The following is an 18,420-nucleotide window of genomic DNA, read 5'->3' as shown; positions in this document are numbered from 1 at the left end:
TCGCGGTGCAGGGCACCGAGCTGCAGGGCATGTACGACAGCCACCAGATCAGCGACAGCACCCGGCGCCAACTGCAGTACGACCTCGACCTGGAGGAGTCCGGACTGAGCAGCGGGCGATAACACGCACGCCCAAGCACCCGAACTCCTCCGCGCTTCACCGCCCATCCACTCAGGTACCCGAAGGAGAGCCGCCCATGACCTACCAGGACCGACGTGCGCTCCGCGTTCACCCAGGCAGTCCCGGCTGTCTGGTGGCCAGTGTGCACGGGGTGGTCAACGCCGCGCTGGCGCAGCGGATCGCCGACAAGCTCGCCGGACTCATCGGGCCCGACACCCGCGAGGTGCACCTGGACGTCGACCAGGCCAACCCGATGAGCGCGGCGGCCGCCGCCGTCCTGTTCTTCCCCGTACTGGAGGCCACCGGCAGCCAGGGGACAGTCGTGACCTTCACAGTCCACCGTGCCGGCGACCGAACCCGGACACACATGCACGAGCTGGGGCTCGACAGGCTCCTGTCCCACAGCGACGAGCCTGCCTGACGCCGGGATCGCTTCGTGCCCAAGGTGCGACGCAGATGCTCGGCACGATACTGGCCGCCTGGCGCCCCGGAAGTAGGCGTCCCGGGACTGACCGGAGTGCTGGAGTGCTACTTCGTGCTGCCAAGGGCTGACGGTGGTGGGTGCGCCGAACTCCACCGGGTTGCGGCAGACGACCGCCGCCGTGTCGGGCGCTGGAGGTCGATGGGCGGAGCTGGGCGCGGGCCGGTGAATGCCGGAATCCTGGCCCGGGGTCCGGTGCAGAGTCAGGAGAGCGCGGACAGGGAGGTGGCGAAGGATTCCTGTTGAACGGGGTCGAGTTGGCCGAGGGTTTCCCTCTCGTCGATGCCGCTGCGGCGGAGCAGTTGCTGCACTGCGGGCCAGGGCAGGTCTGGTAGGGCGAGCAGGAGTTCGGCAACCGGTATGCGGGAGGCGCTGGCGTCGCCGAAGTGCGCGTGGATCAGGGTTTCCGCGAGCGCGGGCACGCCCCTGGTGCTGATCTCGCCCAGGATGTGCTGGCGGGCTCGTTGGCCTGCCGGGTTGGGGGTGAAGGTCACGGATGCGTCCTCCCGGATCTGGAGGCGGCCACGGGTCGGTCGGATGATCACGCGGAGCGACGGTGTTTCCGGCCCTGTCTTGGGGTTCTACTGTAACGCCACATCTTTGCATGGTGCAAAGATGTGCTGGCTTGGCGGCTCCGGGCCGATGTCTCGCGAGGGCAGGAGTGTCGTTCAGGTCCCGGTCGATGCGTGGCGCCGCTGCTGTGGGGGTTCGTCGGGCGCTACCGGCGCTGTGCTCGGCTGGTGTGTTCGGTCGGCGGGGATGTTCGGTGCCTCCGGGGTTGCGCGGTAGCGCAGGAGCAGCATGGCGGCGTCGTCGTGCAAGGGGCCGTGGGTGTAGGCGACCAGGTCGCGGCGCAGGGTTTCGAGGGCCCGTTCGGGGTCGGGCTGGTCGAGGAGGTGGGCGCGTTGGGCCAGGGGATAGAACTCGCGGTGGCGGTTGCGGGCTTCGGTGACCCCATCGGTGTAGAGCAGCATCTGGTCGCCCTGGGCGAGCTGGACCTTGTGCGGGGTGGGTCCCTGGGGGCCCAGTGAGGCCAGGCCGAGGGGCGGCGCGTAGGCGTCGGGGTCGGCCGGTTCGACGGTTCCGTCGGCGCGCAGCAGGAGCGGGGCGGGGTGACCGTAGTTGAGGAGGGTGACGCCGTGGTCGGTGTCGATCTCGGCCAGGACGGCGGTGACGAACTCCTCGCCTTCCAGGCGTCGGTTCAGTGCGCGTTCGATGCGGTTTCCGACCGTCTCCAGGTCCTTCTCCTCGGGGGCGGCTTCGCGGAATGCGCCGAGGACCACGGCGGCGGTCTCGACGGCGTCGAGTCCTTTGCCCTGGACGTCGCCGACGATGACGCGGGCGCCGGTGGGGGTGGGGACGACCTCGTAGAGGTCGCCGCCGATGCGGGCCTCGGCGGCGGCGGAGGTGTAGGAGACGGCGATGCGCATGTGGCCCGCGTGCCGTGGCACGGGTCGCAGCAGGACGCGTTGGGCGGCTTCGGCGACCGAGCGCACGTCGGCGAGTTCGCGTTCGTGGCTGCGGCGGATGGCTGCGGCCAGTGCCGCGGCCGCGGTGACACCCGCGATCGAGACCAGGGCCACGGTGGCACGGTGCCTGAGCAGGAGGCCGTCGTAGCCGGCGGCGCTCAGGCACAGTGCCCAGGCCAGGGCTCCGACCAGCAGGGAGCGGCGCACCGATCCGGCGACGCAGGCGAACGCCGGGCCCAGTGAGAACAGCGGCAGGTATCCGGTGTCGGGTCCGGCCATCAGGTCCAGGACGGTGACCACGGCCATCGCTGCGAACGGTATGGCCGGCAGCAGAAGCCGGCCGGCGGGTCGACGCCGTCTCGGCGCAGCCCCTCCAGGCGTGTCCGCCGTCGCTCCGTCGCCACTGGATCCGCCGGAGTGCGATGCGGTGGGGTCAGGGGTCCGCAGCAGGGCCGGCTCCTCGGTCACGTCCGTCCCCCGAGTACTGGAGCGAATGTCGTACGGGTGGTCCCTTTGGGGCGGCTGCGGCGCCGGTCGGTTCTGAACCCCTGGTCCTCGGTCCACGGATCGGTACGCGCAGTCCCTGCGGTCATCGGGCCCGCCCGGACGTACCCGGCTGTGACATGACGCACAGTCGGCGTCCTGCCGTTCCCAGGGCTGAGGCCGAGCGGGGGGACGAGCGGCGGGGCCGGCGTTCCAGGGACTCCGTGGCCGAGTGGGCGAGGGGCATGGCAGTCCCCCCAGGGGGCTCGGTCGGCACGGTGGGACATCCATGCTTGCACAGTGCAAAGGAATGCGGGTCCAGGTGGCGCGAATTCACAGGCATGGCCCCCGAGTCTCGCATCGAAGTCGGCCCGAATCCCATGGCTCAGTGCAAACATTGCATAATGCAAGGGTGACTGACATCGTGAACCCCCCTGCACCCGCCACGGGAAGCACTCGCCTGGACAGGCCCGGACCGATCCCCCTGCAGTTCGGGCCGCGTCGTGCTCTGGGGCTGCTGCGGGAGTCCAAGGGCGGCCTGCTGGCCCTCGCGCTGCTGGTGGGGGCGGGGGCGGGGCTGGGTGCGGTCGCGTTCCGCTGGATGATCAGGACGTTCACGCTGCTGCTGTCCGGCCACGCCGACTATTCCGCCGCAGGGCATGCCGCCAACCCGCACGTGCCCTGGCTGGGAAGGTTCTTCGTGCTCCTGGCCCCGGTGGTCGCAGGGCTGATCTACGGGCCGCTGGTGCAGCGCTACGCCCGCGAGGCCCGCGGCCACGGGGTGCCCGAGGTGATGTACGCGGTGGCCCGGCGGGGCGGGAAGATCGCCCCGCAGGTCGCCCTGGTCAAGTCGCTGGCGTCGGCGCTGTGCATCGGCGGCGGCGGTTCGGTGGGACGCGAGGGCCCGATCGTGCAGATCGGATCGGCGCTCGGGTCCAGCCTCGGGGGCTGGGTCAAGGTCGCCGAGGACCGGCTGAAGATCCTGGTGGCCTGCGGTGCGGCCGGCGGTATCGCCGCGACCTTCAACGCGCCGCTGGCTGGCGTGTTCTTCGCGATGGAGCTGATCCTGCGGGACTTCACCGCCGAGTCCTTCGGCATGGTCGTGCTGGCCTCGGTGACCGCCTCGGTGATCGGCCGGGCCGCGCTGGGCAACAACCCGTTCCTGCACCTGCCCCCGTTCCAGGTCCAGCACCTGTCCCAGTACCTGCTGTTCGCCCTGCTGGGCCTGCTGGCCGGGGTGCTCGGCGTGGTGTTCAGCAAGGTGCTGTACCGGATCGAGGACGCCTGCGACGCTGTGTGGCGCGGCCCCGAGTGGGCCCGCCCGGCCGTGGGCGGTCTGCTGCTGGGCCTGTTGCTGCTGGTGCTGCCCGAGATGTACGGCGTCGGGTACCCGGTGCTGGAGAACGCGGTCGGCGGGAAGTACGTCATCGGGTTCCTGGTCGTGCTCCTGGTGGGCAAGATCGTGGCGACCAGTCTGACCATCGGCATCGGCGGCTCCGGCGGGGTGTTCGCGCCCTCGCTGTTCATGGGCGCGATGCTCGGCTCCGCGTTCGGCGCCGCTGCCCACCACCTGCTGCCCGGTGTCGCCGGACCGGTCGGCGCCTACGGCCTGATCGGCATGGGGGCGGTCTTCGCGGGCGCGGCCCGCGCCCCGATCACCGCCGTGATCATCCTGTTCGAGCTCACCGGCGAGTACACCATCATCCTGCCGCTGATGACCGCCATCGTGCTGGCCACCCTGGTCAGCCGCGCCCTGTCCCACGAGACGATCTACACCGCCAAACTCCGCCGCCGCGGCATCGACCTCGACGCTCCCAACCCCGATAGCCCCGTCATCGGCCTGACGGTGCGCGACGCCCTGGAACCGATCCCGGGGACGCTGGGGACCCGCACCACCTTGGCGCAGGCCGCGGACGATCTGGCCAGGTCCCCGCACGGGATCCTGCCTGTGGTCGCCGCCGACGGCTCCTACCAGGGCACCGCCACCGCACGCGGAGTCGCCGAAGCCCTGGCCGAGGGCACCGGTCCCACCATCGCGGTCGGCCGGACAGCCCACCTGTCGCAGGCGCTGTCCGCTGACACCTCCCTCGACGACGCGCTGCAGACCCTGGCGACCTCAGGGAACCAGGGCCTGCCGGTCCTGGACGACAACCACACCCACCTCCTGGGCTGGATCAGCCACCAGAGCATCCTGACCACCCTGCACCAACCCGAACCGGCCAGGACCTCGACCCCGACCCCGACCGCCCCGCCGCGGAGCGCGACCTGACGGACCTTCAACTCGTGCCCGCCCTATCGTCCGCAGCCCATCCAGGGGGGAACCGGAAGCAGGGCCACTGTGCCGCTCTGATCCCCTCCTGCGCGCGAACCTGATCCCCTGCCGGTCCGTCCGGTGCCAGGGTCCAGCGGCACCTGGCACCGGACCAGCACCCAGCAGCGAGGAGCCGCCATGCCGTCCACGTTCCCGCTGCACCCCGCAGCCCTGCAGGTCCTGGCGGCGATGCCCGGCGCGATGAGCGGGCCGATGTGGATGCCCGACGCCCCGCCGACCTGGGGTCGCCTCCTGGCCTGGCACCCGCAGCCGCTCCCGCTGGAACCCCTGCTGTGCGCGCTCGCGTTGCTGGCCTACGGCACAGCGGTGTGGCGGTTGCGCCGCCGCGGTGACCGCTGGCCGCCGGGCCGCAGCACGGCCTGGGCGCTGGGGGCGCTCAGCATTGCCGCGGTGACCTGCACCGGCGTCGGCGGCTACGGGATGGAGCTGTTCAGCGTCCATGCCAGCTCTCCTGGCCGGTCGCCCTCAGGGCGGCGTCAGGTCCAACCGGGCAGCGCCGAGCCGCTGAAGGCATCGGGGTCCACCGGAGCCTCGCCGGCGGCGTCGGCGAACTCGCGGAGCGCTGCCACCATCGCACCGCGGCGGTCCAGCGGCATCAGCGCGACGATCTTCGCGATCTCGGCCTGCCGCCGCACCGTGACCTCGCGCACCACCCTGCGGCCACTCGACGTGGCCGCGAGTTTGACCACCCGCCGATCGGCCGGGTCCGCGTCCCGCTCCACCATCCCGGCGGCCACCAGGCGGTCGACCATGCGCAGCGCGGTGGACGGATTCACCGCGAGTTGCTCGGCCAGCCGCGACAGGTTGGTCGGCCCCCCGCTGTCCAGCATCACCAGCATCCGGAACTGAGGAACCGTCAGCGTGTCCTCCACCGTCGCGAGCGAGCGGGCTGAGATCGCCACCAGGACGCGGGAGGCCGTGACGACGGCGGCGGCCACCTCGTTCACGGCGGCCGGATCCTCGGGGGCCTGGACTTCGCGCATGGGACCAGTTCTACCTGTTTCGACGCGCGATGACGAACCCCTCGCCCGGACAAAGATTGACACCCTGTGCAATTATTGCTTAATGCAAACAAGCCGGGGTCTCCGGCGCCGACGCCCAGACGTTCCGGAGGGGCCCTGTGCAAGCTGCTACCAGTAACGTCGCCGCCCTCCTGCGCGCCGCCCTGAACGGTGGAGACCTGCTGCCTCTGACAGCGGTTCTGTCGCCCACGGTGGAATGGAGCGGACCCGGCGAGGACGGTGCCGACTGCCAGGGGCCGACCGCCGTCATCACCCGTTGCGGCCGATTCCACGCGCACGGCCTGCGGGTCGCCGTCGAGGAGACCTTCACCTACGGATCCGACGCCGTGGTCCTCGGCCTGCGACTGACCGGCGGCGACTCGTGCGGCTCCGCCGCGGCGGTCTACGAGGTCTTCCACCTGGCCCGCGGGCAGATCACCCACGTCCGGGAGTACCGCGACCGCTACGCGGCCCTCGACAGCGCCTACCAGGCGGTCGGCCACCCGGGGCCGTCTCCACGACCTTGAACCGTGTCCGGCGGCGGACCGCACTGCGGGTCGTCGACAACCGGTTCCGGCACGACGGGCATCTGCGGACGCCCCGTCGTCAGACGACTCCCGGGGAACCGATGCGGTGCAGCCGGCGCAGGGCTCTCTCGTCGGCTTCGAACGGGGAGGTCCACGGCACCGCCAGGACCGGGCAGCGGGCGTGGCCCAGCACGTGGCGGGCGACATGGCCGTGATGCAGCCGGGCCAGCGGCCCTCGCTTGCCGGCGCCGACGACCAGCAGGTCCTCAGGGCGCCCCGCGATCTCGCACAGCGCACGGCCCACCGAATCGCAGCGCACCACCAGCGGCTCGACGGGTACGTCGGGTGGATATCCGCCGAATGTCTCCGAGAACGCAGTCCGCAGACGTCCTTTGGCCGCGTCCGCCCAGGCCCGGGCCAGCGCCGGGCACGGAGCCTGCCGGTACCCGACTTCTCCTCCGGGCGGTGTCCAGACCAGCACTGCCACGAGGCTCCGGCCCCTGCTACGGGCCTCGGTCACCGCCCGGCGCAGGGCCGCCAGGCTCCCCAGCGATCCGCTGACGCCGACCACCACCCGACCCGATCTCCCCGCCATCGCTGACACGCTCCCTCGCGGACATGAGTACCCCTCCAAGGCTAGGCCCGTTCGGCTGACGGGTCCCTCGTCGTGCACGGTGCCGGTGGCCGCTGAGGGAGCGCGATCAGCCGGACCGGCGCCTTTTCCTTTGCATGATGCAAGGATAGGCGTGGAGTGCCCGCCGTCGTCGAGAGGACTCCCGCTGTGGCCCGCAAGGTCAAAGGCACGCCGTCGCCCGTCGGTTGGCGACGGCGCCTGGTCCGCGCCCCGATCCATCTGTACCACTGGCACCTCGGGGCCCTGCTCGGCTCCCGCATCTGCCTGCTCAACCACACCGGACGCAACAGCGGCCGACCACGCCAGGTGGTCCTGGAAGTCAGCGGGCGCGACACGCAGACCGGCGCCTACCACCTCGCCTCAGGACTGGGGCCCACAGCCCAGTGGTACCAGAACATCCAGCACAATCCGCAGGTCACCATCCAGGTCGGCCGCCACCGGCTGCCCGCACTCGCCCACCCGATGACTCCCGAGGAATCCGGCCGCGCCATGGCCGTTTACGCACCGCGCCACCCCAGAACCGCCAAACGCCTCATGGCCATCTGCGGCATCGAGACCGACGGCACCCCCGAGGACTACTACCGGATCGGCCACGACCACCTCCCCTTCGTCGAGGTCACCCCCGAGGACCCGAGTATCCGCTGACCGCGGTTCGGGTCTTCGCGGGTGGCGGAGTCATTCGCCTTGGACGGGGCGGCGCGGTGCTCGCACGCTTCGCTCAGCGCGGGGATGGCGATTCGGCGCTGAACAGTTCGGCGAGGAGGGCAGCGCCCTCGGCGGGGGCGCGCACCTCCAAGTGGAATGATGCGCCGTCAAGGTGCAGGCGGAAGTCGAGGAACGGACAGCACTCCTGCTCGCAGGCGGCGAGCGCAGCCACTGCTCCCGCTCGCTCGGTGGGCAGCGTGAGTCTCACGCCACCGGGGACCGGCTCACGGTCGGCGCCGTCCAGGACCTGCTGCCACTGGCCGGCGCGGTCCGCCAGGTTCGCACCGGCCAACGAGCAGGCCACCGAAGCGGTCCGCCGCTGCTCGGCTTCGGCTGCCTTGCTGCCCGTCGCAACCGGCGTGGTCCTCGGCGGGGTTCCAGGCGCCGGAAAGCCGCATTCGGGACCGCATCGGCCTTCATGGTCGGGCAGGGCGTCGAAGTGCTCCATTGCCCGCCGTAGATAGGCGGTGAACGCCTGGAGCTCGGCGATGCGACTGTGCGCATCGGAGATCCGCTCGGCGACCCTCGGCCGCAGATCCGCACGGACCTGCGCGCAACTGCCGGAGTCCCACACGGCCAGGAGTTCGACGACCTCCTCCAGCGGCAGCCCCAGGTGCTTGGCCGCCACGATGAACGACAGCCGCTCCAACGACTCCTCCGTATAGACGCGATACCCGGCAGGCGTCCGATCGGCCGGCAGCAGGCCCGCTGATTCGTAGAACCGAAGCGTGGTCGCGGGCACGCCGCTACGGCTCGCAAGCTGGGAGATCCGGAGTCTGGGCACGAATCGACGATAGACCTTGGAGTCGAGTCGAAGGTCAAGCACGGGTTGTAGAGCAACGCCGGCGGGCACGTTGTAGCGCACCCGGCAGCCGGTCCACCGGACGACGCCGCAGCAGTTGCGGGGTATGCGACGATCGCCGACGCAGGGTCGGCGCGCCGGTGTGCCGCACCGTCGAGGAAGGCGTCCCCGTGCGGGCCGCCACCCTCAGCGGCGTCATCAGCACGGTCGCCCACCATGGCATCGTCATCAACTTCGCCACCATCCGGAACGCTTGTGGCAGACACCCGATTGCGAGCGTCCGGTCCACGGCCTGCCCGGGCACCCCAGCCGTGCGAACGAGGGGCCGGACTGCCCCTCGACGTAGCGGCGCGGCGCGGCCAGGCGGCCTGCCCGCGCTCGCGGGCTTCTTCGAGGACCTGATCTCGGCCCGCTGCACCGGTCCGTGCGCCCGCTGGGGGATGGGCACCGACATCGCCCCCAGCGCTCGGATCTACGACTACTTCATCGGTGGTAACAACTTCCCTGGCCCAGTCGGCCGCCACCTGCATCCAGCGGCCCGACCGCGAGCCCTCCGCCATGGGCTTCCCTCCGGATCACACGACCTCAGCGATCATGCTAGGTCACGCGATTGCCGGAGGGGCGCACAATCGCCCACCGCCCGGATCGTCTCGTCGGGATCAGGATTTGGTCCCGCAGCGGCTGTACAAGACCGGCCGGTTCGGAGAGCTGCTGGCACCGTACGAGGAGACCCGTACCGCCCTCACCTGCTGGGCTCAAAAGCGATCCGCGGCTGCTGCGTCCCGGCCAGCCAGGGGGGAGGCTGCGTCCAGCAGGTGGGGCTCGGGGAGACCCCCAGCATCTTCTGCTCTCCAGGAGGACTTCCCTGCTGGCCGGGCAGGAGCCAGGGTCGTGGAGCACGCCGCTCGAACTTGCATAGAGTCACCGGAATAACTCAGAAAGCAGCGACTGGATGCCTCGGGTACGGCTCTCTGGCCGCGAGAACGCATGAGTTTTCGACTATCACGTAGGCTGACCAGGTGGGCCGCGATGAAGCGGTGAGCTGCGACGCAGCGGAAATACACCGGTGTGTCTGGTGCGTGGGCCACGGCGGGCACGACGTAGGGCGGGCCCGGAGGCAAGCTCGGGCATCCGCGGTTTCGGTTGCCCCCTGGGAAGCCGGTGAATGCATGGGTTCTGCTGTGGTTGTCCCCGTCATCGGGCATCGATGGCGGCCGGTCCTCAGCGTCCTGCCGGTGGTAGTTCTGGCAGCGGCCACCACGGCGGTGCTCCTCGCGCCGCCGACCTACCACTACGGACTGCTTCTGGCGGCAGTGCCGCTGCTGGCCGCCACCGTTTATTCGACCTATACCACCGCGGTGCTGGGGGCCCTGAGCCTGGTGGTGTACGTGTTGCTGCACTACGAGCGCACCGAGGCCCTGGACGTCTGGCTGATCAAGGTGGGCTTGGTGGCCGGCTTCTCCATCGTGGGAGTCATGATCGCCCAGTCCCGTGCCCGCGAACAGCGCCTGTCCCGCGCCCGCGATGTGGCCCTGACCCTGCAGCGCGAGCTACTGCCCCAGCACATGCCCGCCGTACCCGCACTGCACACAGCCCACCGGTACATGCCCGCCGACACCGCGGCAGGTGTCGGCGGCGACTGGTTCGACGTGATCCCGCTCTCGGGCGGCCGCGTCGCCCTGGTCATTGGCGACGTCGTCGGACACGGCGTACACGCCGCCGCCCTCATGGGCCGCCTTCGTACCGCCGTGCAGACCCTCGCCGACCTAGACTCTTCGCCCTCTGACCTGCTCGCTCACATGAACGACCTGCTGGTGCGTCTGGGCGAGGACAACCCCGAACGCGAGCCCGGCGCAACCCTGCTCTACCTGGTCTACGACCCCGTCATCGGCAGTTGCACCATGTCCGGCGCCGGCCACACGCCTGCTGCATTCCGGTCCCCGGACGGCAAGGTCCACTTCCCCGAACTCCCCTCCACGCCCCCGCTGGGCCTTCCCGGGACGGTCTTCGCGGACACCGAACACCGCCTGGAGCAGGGCACGGTCATCGCGCTGTACACCGACGGACTCCTCGACCTGCGCAGCACCGACCCCGACGACAGCCTGAAGCAGCTCGGCAACGCCCTGGCGGACCCCCAGGCCAATTCACTGGAGGACATGTGCGAGCGGATCTTCGGCTCGCAGCCCGACCACCCCAGGGACGACGACACCGCGCTCCTGCTCGCGTGCACCCGCCGATTCGACCACACCCAGGTCGCCACCTGGTCGCTGGCCTGCGACCCGCGCGACGCCGCCACCGCCCGGACACTGGTTACGCAGCAACTACGGACATGGGACCTGGAAGACCTCATCCATTCCACCACCCTGATCGTCAGCGAACTCGTTGGCAACACCGTCCGGCACGCGACGGCGCCCATTACCCTGCGTCTGGTCAAGGCCGCCACCCTGATCTGCGAGGTGACCGATGCCGTCAGCGCGGCCCCGCACGTGCGCCGTGCCGGCACCCTCGACGAGGACGGCCGTGGCCTGTTCCTGATCAGCCAACTCGCCTCACGCTGGGGCGTACGCCACCACCGCGACGGCAAAACCATCTGGGTCGAACAACACCTCCCCACCCACACGTCCGGGCCCCACGCAACGGCCACTTCCTGAGGCAGCGCACGGCTCCGGCCGGTGAGCATCCGTCTGCATTGCGGTCTGTACGAGCGGCTTCCACCCTCAGTTGCCAGTTACCCGCCGGAGCACCTCCGTAGGAGCCTCCTGGCGTGCGCTGACAAAGGCGCCGATAGACGCGGGACAATCAGACCGATCCCCGGTCCCTTGGGCCGCCCGACACTTTACGGAGCAGTGATGCGCGACGCGTACCGTCAGGAGCTGGAGGCGATCACGGCCGGACTGGAGCAGATGGCCCAGCTTGCAGCATCGGCCATCGGCCGGGCCACGACTGCCCTCCTGGAGGTCGACCTGCAGCTCGCCGAAACCGTGATCGCGGCCGATGACAAGCTCGACGACCTGCAGCGTGACCTGGAGGAACGGGCGATCGCGGTCCTGGCGCGGCAGCAACCCGTCGCCACCGAACTGCGCACCGTGGTGACCGCGCTGCGCATCAGCGCGGACCTGGAACGCTCGGGCGATCTGGCCCTGAACGTCGCGAAGCTGGCCCGGCACCGTTTCCCCGACCACGCCATCCCCAGCGAGCTGCGCGCCACCGTGCTGGAGATGGGACACGTCGCCCAGCGCCTGATGGCCAAGGCCGCCGACGTCATCGCCACTCGCGAGGTCACTGTCGCACGCGAACTGGAAGGCGATGACGACGCCATGGACGACCTGCACCGCGCCCTGTTCCGACGCCTGCTGGATGATCGCTGGCCGCACAGTGTGGAAGCCGCCGTCGAGGTCACTCTCGTCGGCCGCTTCTACGAACGGTTCGCCGACCACGCCGTGTCCGTCGCCAAACGTGTCGTCTACCTCGTCACCGGCGAACACACCGACCCCCCGTCAGACGAATCCGCCGGCCAGCAGTGGGGTCAACGCTAGGAGCGTGGGGGCGACAAGGCCAATGGACCCGGCCAGCAGGTCGGCACCGCGGGCTATTTTTCCCACCGGTCGCACCAGAACACCGGGTCTTCAAGGAGTTTCGTGGCCGGTGATCGACGGCTGCTTCGCTCAGACCGGACTGACTATCGAACCCCGGTGACCGCCACGAAGGCCGTCACGCTTTCAAGCGAGGGTTGCTGTCGACCTATTTTCCCTTCTGAGCGAGGGTGTCGAGGAGGCGCTTGATTGGGGTGCCCAAGCCCCAGCGTTCGGAAAGTTCTTCGAGGGTGACGGGGTCGAGGGGTTCGGCGCGGAGGGTGGGGTCGAAGGTGGGGAGGGGGATGTCGGTGGCGACGCTGACGACCTTGGGGGCGACGGCGAGGTAGTCGGTGCCTTCGATGAGGCGCTTGCGTTGGGTGGGGGTGAGCTTGCTGTCCGGGTCCACGGCTGCGGCTTGGATGCCGGCGAGGTCGCCGTATTGGGCGATGAGCTTGGTGGCGGTCTTCTCGCCGATACCGACCACACCGGGCAGTCCGTCGCTGGGGTCGCCGCGGAGGACGGCGAAGTCGACGTACTGGGAGCCGTTGACGCCGTACTTCTCGATAAGCAGCGCGTCGTCCGTGATTTGCAGCGTGCCCACGCCCTTGATCGGGTAGAGCACCTGAACGCCCCGCGCGTTGTCCACCAGCTGGAACAGGTCCCTGTCGCCCGTGACGATCTGCACGCGGGGTTGGTAATCTGCAGCCTCCCGGTCGCCGGTTATTGACCTAGTGTCAACTGTTCTGCTGCCCAGGGTGGTGGTGAGGCCAATGCGTGGGATCCTGACCTGCTGTCAACTCCGCGGTCTCCCGCCCTGGTGGTGAAGCCAATGCCGACCGCTTCAATCACATGAACCGATCGCCGATCAGTCCCTGGCGGAAGCACCGCTCGAAGACCCACTGGCGGCGACGAGCGACAGGAGCTGTGAGGTCGCCGTGTGGGTGGTTGGATCCTTCTCGCGCACTTGTTGGATGGCCGAGACCGTCTCGCTGTGCTCCGGCCACACCAGCGCCAGCAGTCGCAGGGCATCGATCTGCTCCGGGCCGTCCAGTGAGCGAACCACAGCAGCGTGGGTCTCGTCGTCCAGCGGCCACCGCTGGACCAGGACGCGCAGTGCAGTAACGGCGACCAGTGGCTCGGGATCGTGAGAGGCTTCCTGCGCCAATCGTCGGACCTCGTCGTCCGACGGCCACCGGTCACCCGCTACCTCCAACGCATCGGATCGAACGTACGGGTGCGAGTCGCCGATGGCTGCGAGTACGCTTTGTCGTGCCTCCCGGTCGTGTGGCCACTGGTCACCAAGGGCCTTGACAGCAGTCCTTCGGACGACCTCTTCTTGATCGGCAACGCTCGCTAGTACGACCTGTCGAACATCCTCGTCCTGGGGCCAGCGCTGCGCCAGGGTCTCGATGGCGAACCAGCGGATGCCGGAGTTCTCGTCATGCACTGCGGCCAACAGCGCCTGCCGGATTCCGGGATCCCCTGGCCATGAGAAACCGGCCAACTCCATTGCAAACCAGTGAAGTTCTATCCCTGATTCGTTCGCAGCGGCGATCATTGTGCGCCGCACTTCGTCGTCGGATTCCCAACCTTCTGACAGCGCCTCCATCACCTTCGAACGGACTTCAGCCTCCCCCTCGCGTGCGAGGAAAAGCAGCAACTGCCTTACCTCCTCGTCGTCCCGCCAGTGCTCGCTCAGCACCCAGCAGGCAGCCCCGCGGACATGCTGAGGGCGGCTGGAGTCACGTGCGACATCGAGAAGGAGTGTCCTGACCTCGCGGTCCTCGCCCCAGTACTCGCCCAGGGTGTGGAGCAGCGCTTGGTCGTCGGGGTTCCCGATGGCAGAGGCCAGCACAGCACCTCGCACCTCCTCGTCGTGTGACCACCAAGAGCCCAGCAGCCTCATTGCCGCCAGACGCTCCTGGGCATCCTGGGCGGTGATGGCGGTCAGCGCACCGCGACGGAGGTCTTCCCCCGTGACCCCCGACTGGGTCAGCGCGTTCCAGGCGCCACTACGCACCTCCGCGCTTCGATCACTGGTCGCGCGGAACACCGCACGGTGCGCCGCGCTGTCCCGCGTCCAGTAGCGGGCCAATGCCCCCAGCACTCTGCTCCGCACCCCTGGCTCGGCCTCCGGGTTGTTCGCGACAGCCAGGACGATCCGTCGGCAGTCAGGGGCAGCCGAGCAGTGCTTTGCCAGCATGACCAAGGCCGAGCCCCGGATCTGGGGATGTGATCCGACAACGGACGCAGTCTCGATCAGCAGCCTCCGAGTGTCCGCGTCCTCGCCGAAGTTCTCCCCGAGCACCCGGAGAGCCTCAGCTCGCAGTTCCGTGGCCGCATCCTCGCTCACCGCGAGGGTGAGCACGGTCTCCCGTACGCCGGCTTCGTGTGCCCACCTCGCCCCGAGCGCTCTCATCACACTGGCTCCGGTCTCGTTCCACGTGACCCCGGCCAGCGTGATCGCCTCGCGAACATCGCGGCACATCGCCAACGCGAGGCCAGTTGCAGTGAGGCTGACGCGGTCACCGAGCACGACATGCGGCAGGTACCAGCGTCGGAATCGCTCGCGGCCGCTCCAGGACCCTGGGAAGGTCGGCAGGACGGTGACTGCGCGGGGGAACGTCACGCCGGGAAGCGCACCGAGCAGTGCGGTGATCTCATCGATGACCGCATCGCTCTGGACCGGGAGCGAGGACTCAGCCTGCTCCGGAGTCAGCGCCGAGTGGCTCGGTGCCCGGCCGATCCGATGTGCCTCGGCAAGGGCCTGCAGGGCGAGGTCCAGAAACTCGGTGTCCCCGGCGGTACGGAAGTGCGGCGCCGATCCGGCGCGCCGGTGCATTCGCAACAGGCGTGCGACGAACCTGGCGTGCAGAGCCTCTGCGTCGCGGCTGACCATGCCGAGGAACAGGAGGACCACTTCGCGCCAGCCGGGATCGACAGCCCGTTCGGCGAGCATGTCGATCAACTGCTCCTCGTCCCACTGCCTGTACCGGTGCGACAGGTCGCGCGCCGCGAGGTACTCCAGGAATATCCGGTGCACGAATCCGTAGGTCTGTGCGCCGAACGGATGAATGAGGAAGGCGCGTTCGTACAGGCGCTCGATCATCGCGCGGGCCACTGTGCGCGCGACCGGGGTGGCGTACCCCAGGTTCAGGACGAAGTCTCTGATCATCTGTTCGAGATCGCCCACGTCTATGAGTGGTCCTGCGGCATCTGACGTACCGCCAGGGCCTTGCTGGCCTTCCTGGACGCGCGCGGCGATGCACTCCAGTAGATCCTGGAGGGTTCGACCGTCGAGCTCATCGATCGCGTGGGCAACATCGGGATGGGCGTGACGTGGCAGCCGCAGGTTCTTGGCATCCCGGTCCCATCGCCCGGCCAGCACTTCGACGGCGTGCTCGTAGACGTCCCTGCGGTCGCGCGGGATCGAGGAGCCAAGGCCTATGGCCGCGAGGATCGTCAGCAGGAGCGGGTTTCCTGCGAGTTCGGCGACAGACGGAAAATCCCGCACCGCATCGGTGAGGCGACGGGCGAGCCGGGCAGCCTCCGCCGGACTGTCCGGATCGGCAGCGGTGTACCAGCGGCCGATGAACGAGGTGATCTGCGGCCGCGTCAGGTCCTCCAACTTTGCGACCCGGAAATCGGCGCGAGTGAACTCCCCTTCTTGGAATCCGACCGATCGAGACGTCACCACGGTTCGGACGTGGGGGTGCCCCTGGGAGAAGGCCGTGATGTGCTTCGCAATGTCGGCGCGCCGGGCCGGGTCGAACACCTCATCGAGGCCGTCGAAGACCATTACCACTGGGTGCTGTCCTTGGCCGAGCAGCGTTTCCAGCGCCTCACGAGGAAGGCCCATCCGCTGGGCTGCATTGTGCTCGGCCCAGTAGTCCTCGATGGTTCTCCCGATCCAGCGCGGATCGGCTACTCGGCGAAGCTCTACCACGATCGGCACCGCGCCCTTCATCAGCGCCAGACCGTCTGGAGGGTTGTCGAGTCCTCCGGCCAGGGCGAGAGCCAGGTACTTCGTGAGTGTCGTCTTCCCGGCGCCGGGGTCGCCGAGCACCACCAAGCGTCGACCCTGCTCCGAGCCGAGGACGTCGAGGACGGATTGCGAGGGCTGTCCGCGCCGATTGGTCGTGTCCGTCGGCGAGCTCCTGCCCGGCAGATCCCCGTTCTCCAGTTCCCCGCGATCCAGCACGTCCCGGCTCAGCCGCTCCGGGAGTCGGTGCCGTGGCCAGTCCCACGCCAGGCGCGGCGCCTCGAATACCTCGCGCAGCCCGATCTGTGGTTGCTCACCCGCTCTTCCCGTGTCGCCGAGGACGTCCAGATTCAGTCGGCTGTATGTCTGTACCACTCGCTGGAGGTACTCGCGGACGGCCGCGTCAGTCCGGGCGTCCAGCGCGGTCTTGGCGAACTGGTCCAGGGCCGGCCCGAGGCGGTCGAGGAGTTCGGTCTGGGCCTCGGCGATCATCTCGCCGAGGTCGGCCTTGGTGAGATCACCCAGACCCTCCAGCGCGTCGAGGCCATCGGCCTCCCTGGCGCTCTTCCAGCGGAGCAGCAGCTCGACCGGGAACTCGGCACTGCGCGGGCCATCGATCACCTTGTGGTGCGGGGTGCACAGCATGATGAGGTTGTCGAACTGATTACGCTCGTCCACCGACCAGGTGGGGTCGAACCGCGGACCGTTCTCCTCGAAGGCGCGAATGTGGGCGATCTGGAGGTTCTGAACGGGCTCACCATCGACCATCCGGATGGTTGGTTCACCGCAGTCCGGCCAGTAGCACGCGCCGCGGGCCAGGGTGAGGAGCCCGGCAATGGTACCGCTGCCGTAGCTACGGCGTGGCTTCGAAGTCACCTTGAAGGCCCAATCCTTGATGGTCCCTGAGGAGCTCACCCTAAAGCTCATGCAGCATTTCCGGAGCCCGAACCATCGCCGGCAGTTCTGACGCAGTGCCGTTCGACCCTGCTGCAGCCTCGGCACCCCCACAGACGCGTGAGCGATGCGTGAGTGGATGCGCCAACTTCAGCCAATCCGCAACGGACTGGACAACCGACCGCATGACACTGATCAGAAGGAACAGCGCCACGCGGCACTAGCCATCACACGTCGCCATGATCTCGCTTGCGCTTGTAATGCGTAGGTCGGTCGGCGAGGGTGTCGAGGAGGCGCTTGATCGGTGTGCCGAGGCCCCAGCGTTCGGAGAGCTCTTCGAGGGTGACCGGGTCGAGGGGTTCGGCGCGGAGGGTGGGGTCGAAGCTGGGGAGCGGGACGTTGGTGGCGACGCTGACGACCTTGGGGGCGACGGCGAGGTAGTCGGCGCCTTCGATGATGCGCTTGCGCTGGGCGGGGGTGAGCTTGCTGTCGAGGTCGACTGCCGCGGCCTGGATGCCGGCGAGGTCGCCGTACTGGGTGATGAGTTTGGTGGCGGTCTTCTCGCCGATGCCGACCACACCGTGGAGCCCGTCGCTCGGGTCGCCGCGCAGGACCGCGAAGTCGACGTACTGGGAGCCGTTCACGCCGTACTTCTCCACGAGCAGCGCGTCGTCCGTGATCTGCAGCGTCCCCACGCCCTTGATCGGGTAGAGCACCTGCACCCCCCGCGCGTCGTCGACCAACTGGAACAGGTCTCTGTCGCCCGTGACGATCTGCACACGGGGTTGGTAATCTGCAGCCTCCCGGTCCCCGGTCATAGAGACGACATCAACTGTCGCTACTACGACGCGCAAGGCTCAGTTCAGGGCGTCCTCAGCCGTCTTCGAGGCCGCAGTAGGTTCCCGGCGCGTCTGTGTCGTCAGCGAAGTCCAAGCTGGCGATGGTCAGGTTGTTGGACACATCCGCTCCGTCGTGCGGGGGCCGGGTGGCCAAAGCCGATCCGCCGTACGTTCACTCGATCAAGCTAACCGCCCCGGGCGGGATCCCTCCTGACCTGGCACGCAGCACTGCTCATTGCCGTCTCATCTCCCTGCTTAGCCTTATGGCGCAGCCCGCTCGCGGTGCGCGCGCAGGTTCGGGCCTGTGCGCAGATCGTAGAGTGGGGAGATGACGACCGGAGCGGCTTCTCCCTATGCGACTGGTGGCGGGGGTGTGCGCCTGGAGCACCGCTATGCGGCGATGCTGCTGGCCGCTGTCGTGACCGAGGATCCGGTCGCTGAACTCGGTGACGATGTCGTTCCGCTGACGGTGCGACTTCAGAGGGCGTTAAGTCCCGTTCTTGATGGTTTGGCGTCGCTCGTTCGTGGGGCTGTCCGTCATCCAGGAGTGCCCGGTGGGGCTTGGGCTGTGTCATG

General features: G+C 69.0%; 13 protein-coding genes and 3 pseudogenes. 8 read left to right on the top strand and 8 right to left on the bottom strand.

What is annotated here, in order from left to right:
- The first annotated feature begins 196 nt into the window (after positions 1–196).
- Complete coding sequence (locus tag IF29_RS0140485) at positions 197–541, top strand: hypothetical protein (protein ID WP_030267288.1); 345 nt, start codon at positions 197–199, stop codon at positions 539–541.
- A gap of 263 nt (positions 542–804) precedes the next feature.
- Here IF29_RS0140485 and IF29_RS0140480 read toward each other — a convergent pair whose 3' ends face one another.
- Positions 805–1,095 carry a hypothetical protein gene (locus IF29_RS0140480; RefSeq protein ID WP_157624196.1) on the bottom strand — a complete coding sequence of 97 codons (291 nt, stop codon included), beginning with the start codon at positions 1,093–1,095 and terminating at the stop codon, positions 805–807.
- A gap of 174 nt (positions 1,096–1,269) precedes the next feature.
- Positions 1,270–2,376 carry a PP2C family protein-serine/threonine phosphatase gene (locus IF29_RS0140475; protein ID WP_063757736.1) on the bottom strand — a complete coding sequence of 369 codons (1,107 nt, stop codon included), beginning with the start codon at positions 2,374–2,376 and terminating at the stop codon, positions 1,270–1,272.
- 718 nt (positions 2,377–3,094) lie between these two features.
- On the opposite strand from IF29_RS0140475, the gene IF29_RS0140470 reads away from it, so the two are divergent.
- Positions 3,095–4,822 (top strand): chloride channel protein, encoded by a 1,728-nt coding sequence (locus IF29_RS0140470; RefSeq protein WP_051726679.1) that lies wholly within the window; start codon positions 3,095–3,097, stop codon positions 4,820–4,822.
- A 180-nt stretch (positions 4,823–5,002) separates the two neighbouring features.
- Positions 5,003–5,317 (top strand): annotated as a pseudogene (locus IF29_RS45665) (cytochrome c oxidase assembly protein); the annotation flags it as partial.
- A gap of 44 nt (positions 5,318–5,361) precedes the next feature.
- Here IF29_RS45665 and IF29_RS0140465 read toward each other — a convergent pair.
- The gene (locus tag IF29_RS0140465) at positions 5,362–5,868 is read right to left on the bottom strand and encodes a MarR family winged helix-turn-helix transcriptional regulator (RefSeq protein WP_051726678.1); all 507 of its coding nucleotides are present in this window, start codon (positions 5,866–5,868) and stop codon (positions 5,362–5,364) included.
- A gap of 137 nt (positions 5,869–6,005) precedes the next feature.
- Here IF29_RS0140465 and IF29_RS0140460 point away from each other — a divergent pair, with 137 nt between their 5' ends.
- Entirely contained in the window at positions 6,006–6,413 is a 408-nt protein-coding gene (locus IF29_RS0140460; protein ID WP_084715550.1) for a nuclear transport factor 2 family protein, read from the top strand.
- Positions 6,414–6,492: 79 nt separating this feature from the next.
- Here the strand turns inward: IF29_RS0140460 and IF29_RS0140455 are convergent, their stop codons facing one another.
- The gene (locus IF29_RS0140455; protein WP_030267271.1) at positions 6,493–7,008 is read right to left on the bottom strand and encodes a universal stress protein; all 516 of its coding nucleotides are present in this window, start codon (positions 7,006–7,008) and stop codon (positions 6,493–6,495) included.
- 186 nt (positions 7,009–7,194) lie between these two features.
- Here IF29_RS0140455 and IF29_RS0140450 point away from each other — a divergent pair, with 186 nt between their 5' ends.
- Positions 7,195–7,692 carry a nitroreductase family deazaflavin-dependent oxidoreductase gene (locus IF29_RS0140450; protein ID WP_030267268.1) on the top strand — a complete coding sequence of 166 codons (498 nt, stop codon included), beginning with the start codon at positions 7,195–7,197 and terminating at the stop codon, positions 7,690–7,692.
- A gap of 73 nt (positions 7,693–7,765) precedes the next feature.
- Here IF29_RS0140450 and IF29_RS0140445 read toward each other — a convergent pair whose 3' ends face one another.
- Positions 7,766–8,617: a MerR family transcriptional regulator gene (locus IF29_RS0140445; protein WP_332262577.1), complete on the bottom strand. Its 852-nt coding sequence runs from the start codon at positions 8,615–8,617 to the stop codon at positions 7,766–7,768.
- Positions 8,618–9,789: 1,172 nt separating this feature from the next.
- On the opposite strand from IF29_RS0140445, the gene IF29_RS0140440 reads away from it, so the two are divergent.
- Positions 9,790–11,205 (top strand): ATP-binding SpoIIE family protein phosphatase, encoded by a 1,416-nt coding sequence (locus IF29_RS0140440; RefSeq protein ID WP_198037690.1) that lies wholly within the window; start codon positions 9,790–9,792, stop codon positions 11,203–11,205.
- 198 nt (positions 11,206–11,403) lie between these two features.
- Positions 11,404–12,090 carry a phosphate signaling complex protein PhoU gene (gene phoU, locus IF29_RS0140435; protein ID WP_030267259.1) on the top strand — a complete coding sequence of 229 codons (687 nt, stop codon included), beginning with the start codon at positions 11,404–11,406 and terminating at the stop codon, positions 12,088–12,090.
- Positions 12,091–12,295: 205 nt separating this feature from the next.
- On the opposite strand, the pseudogene IF29_RS0140430 reads toward phoU, so the two are convergent.
- The 3 genes and pseudogenes from IF29_RS0140430 to IF29_RS0140420 form a co-directional block, all read right to left on the bottom strand.
- Positions 12,296–12,814, bottom strand: a pseudogene (locus tag IF29_RS0140430) (5'-3' exonuclease); the annotation flags it as partial.
- Between the two features lie 180 nt (positions 12,815–12,994).
- Complete coding sequence (locus tag IF29_RS44275) at positions 12,995–16,987, bottom strand: HEAT repeat domain-containing protein (RefSeq protein WP_198037689.1); 3,993 nt, start codon at positions 16,985–16,987, stop codon at positions 12,995–12,997.
- A 245-nt stretch (positions 16,988–17,232) separates the two neighbouring features.
- A pseudogene (locus IF29_RS0140420) lies at positions 17,233–17,784 on the bottom strand (5'-3' exonuclease); the annotation flags it as partial.
- A 388-nt stretch (positions 17,785–18,172) separates the two neighbouring features.
- On the opposite strand from IF29_RS0140420, the gene IF29_RS48355 reads away from it, so the two are divergent.
- The coding region (locus tag IF29_RS48355; protein WP_232242895.1) for a hypothetical protein at positions 18,173–18,420 on the top strand (248 nt) is incomplete at its 3' end.

The organism is Streptacidiphilus jeojiense, assembly GCF_000719095.1.
Lineage (GTDB): Bacteria > Actinomycetota > Actinomycetes > Streptomycetales > Streptomycetaceae > Streptacidiphilus > Streptacidiphilus jeojiensis.
The sequence above is the reverse complement of the archived record's forward strand: the minus strand, read 5'-3'. Positions and strand labels throughout refer to the sequence as shown.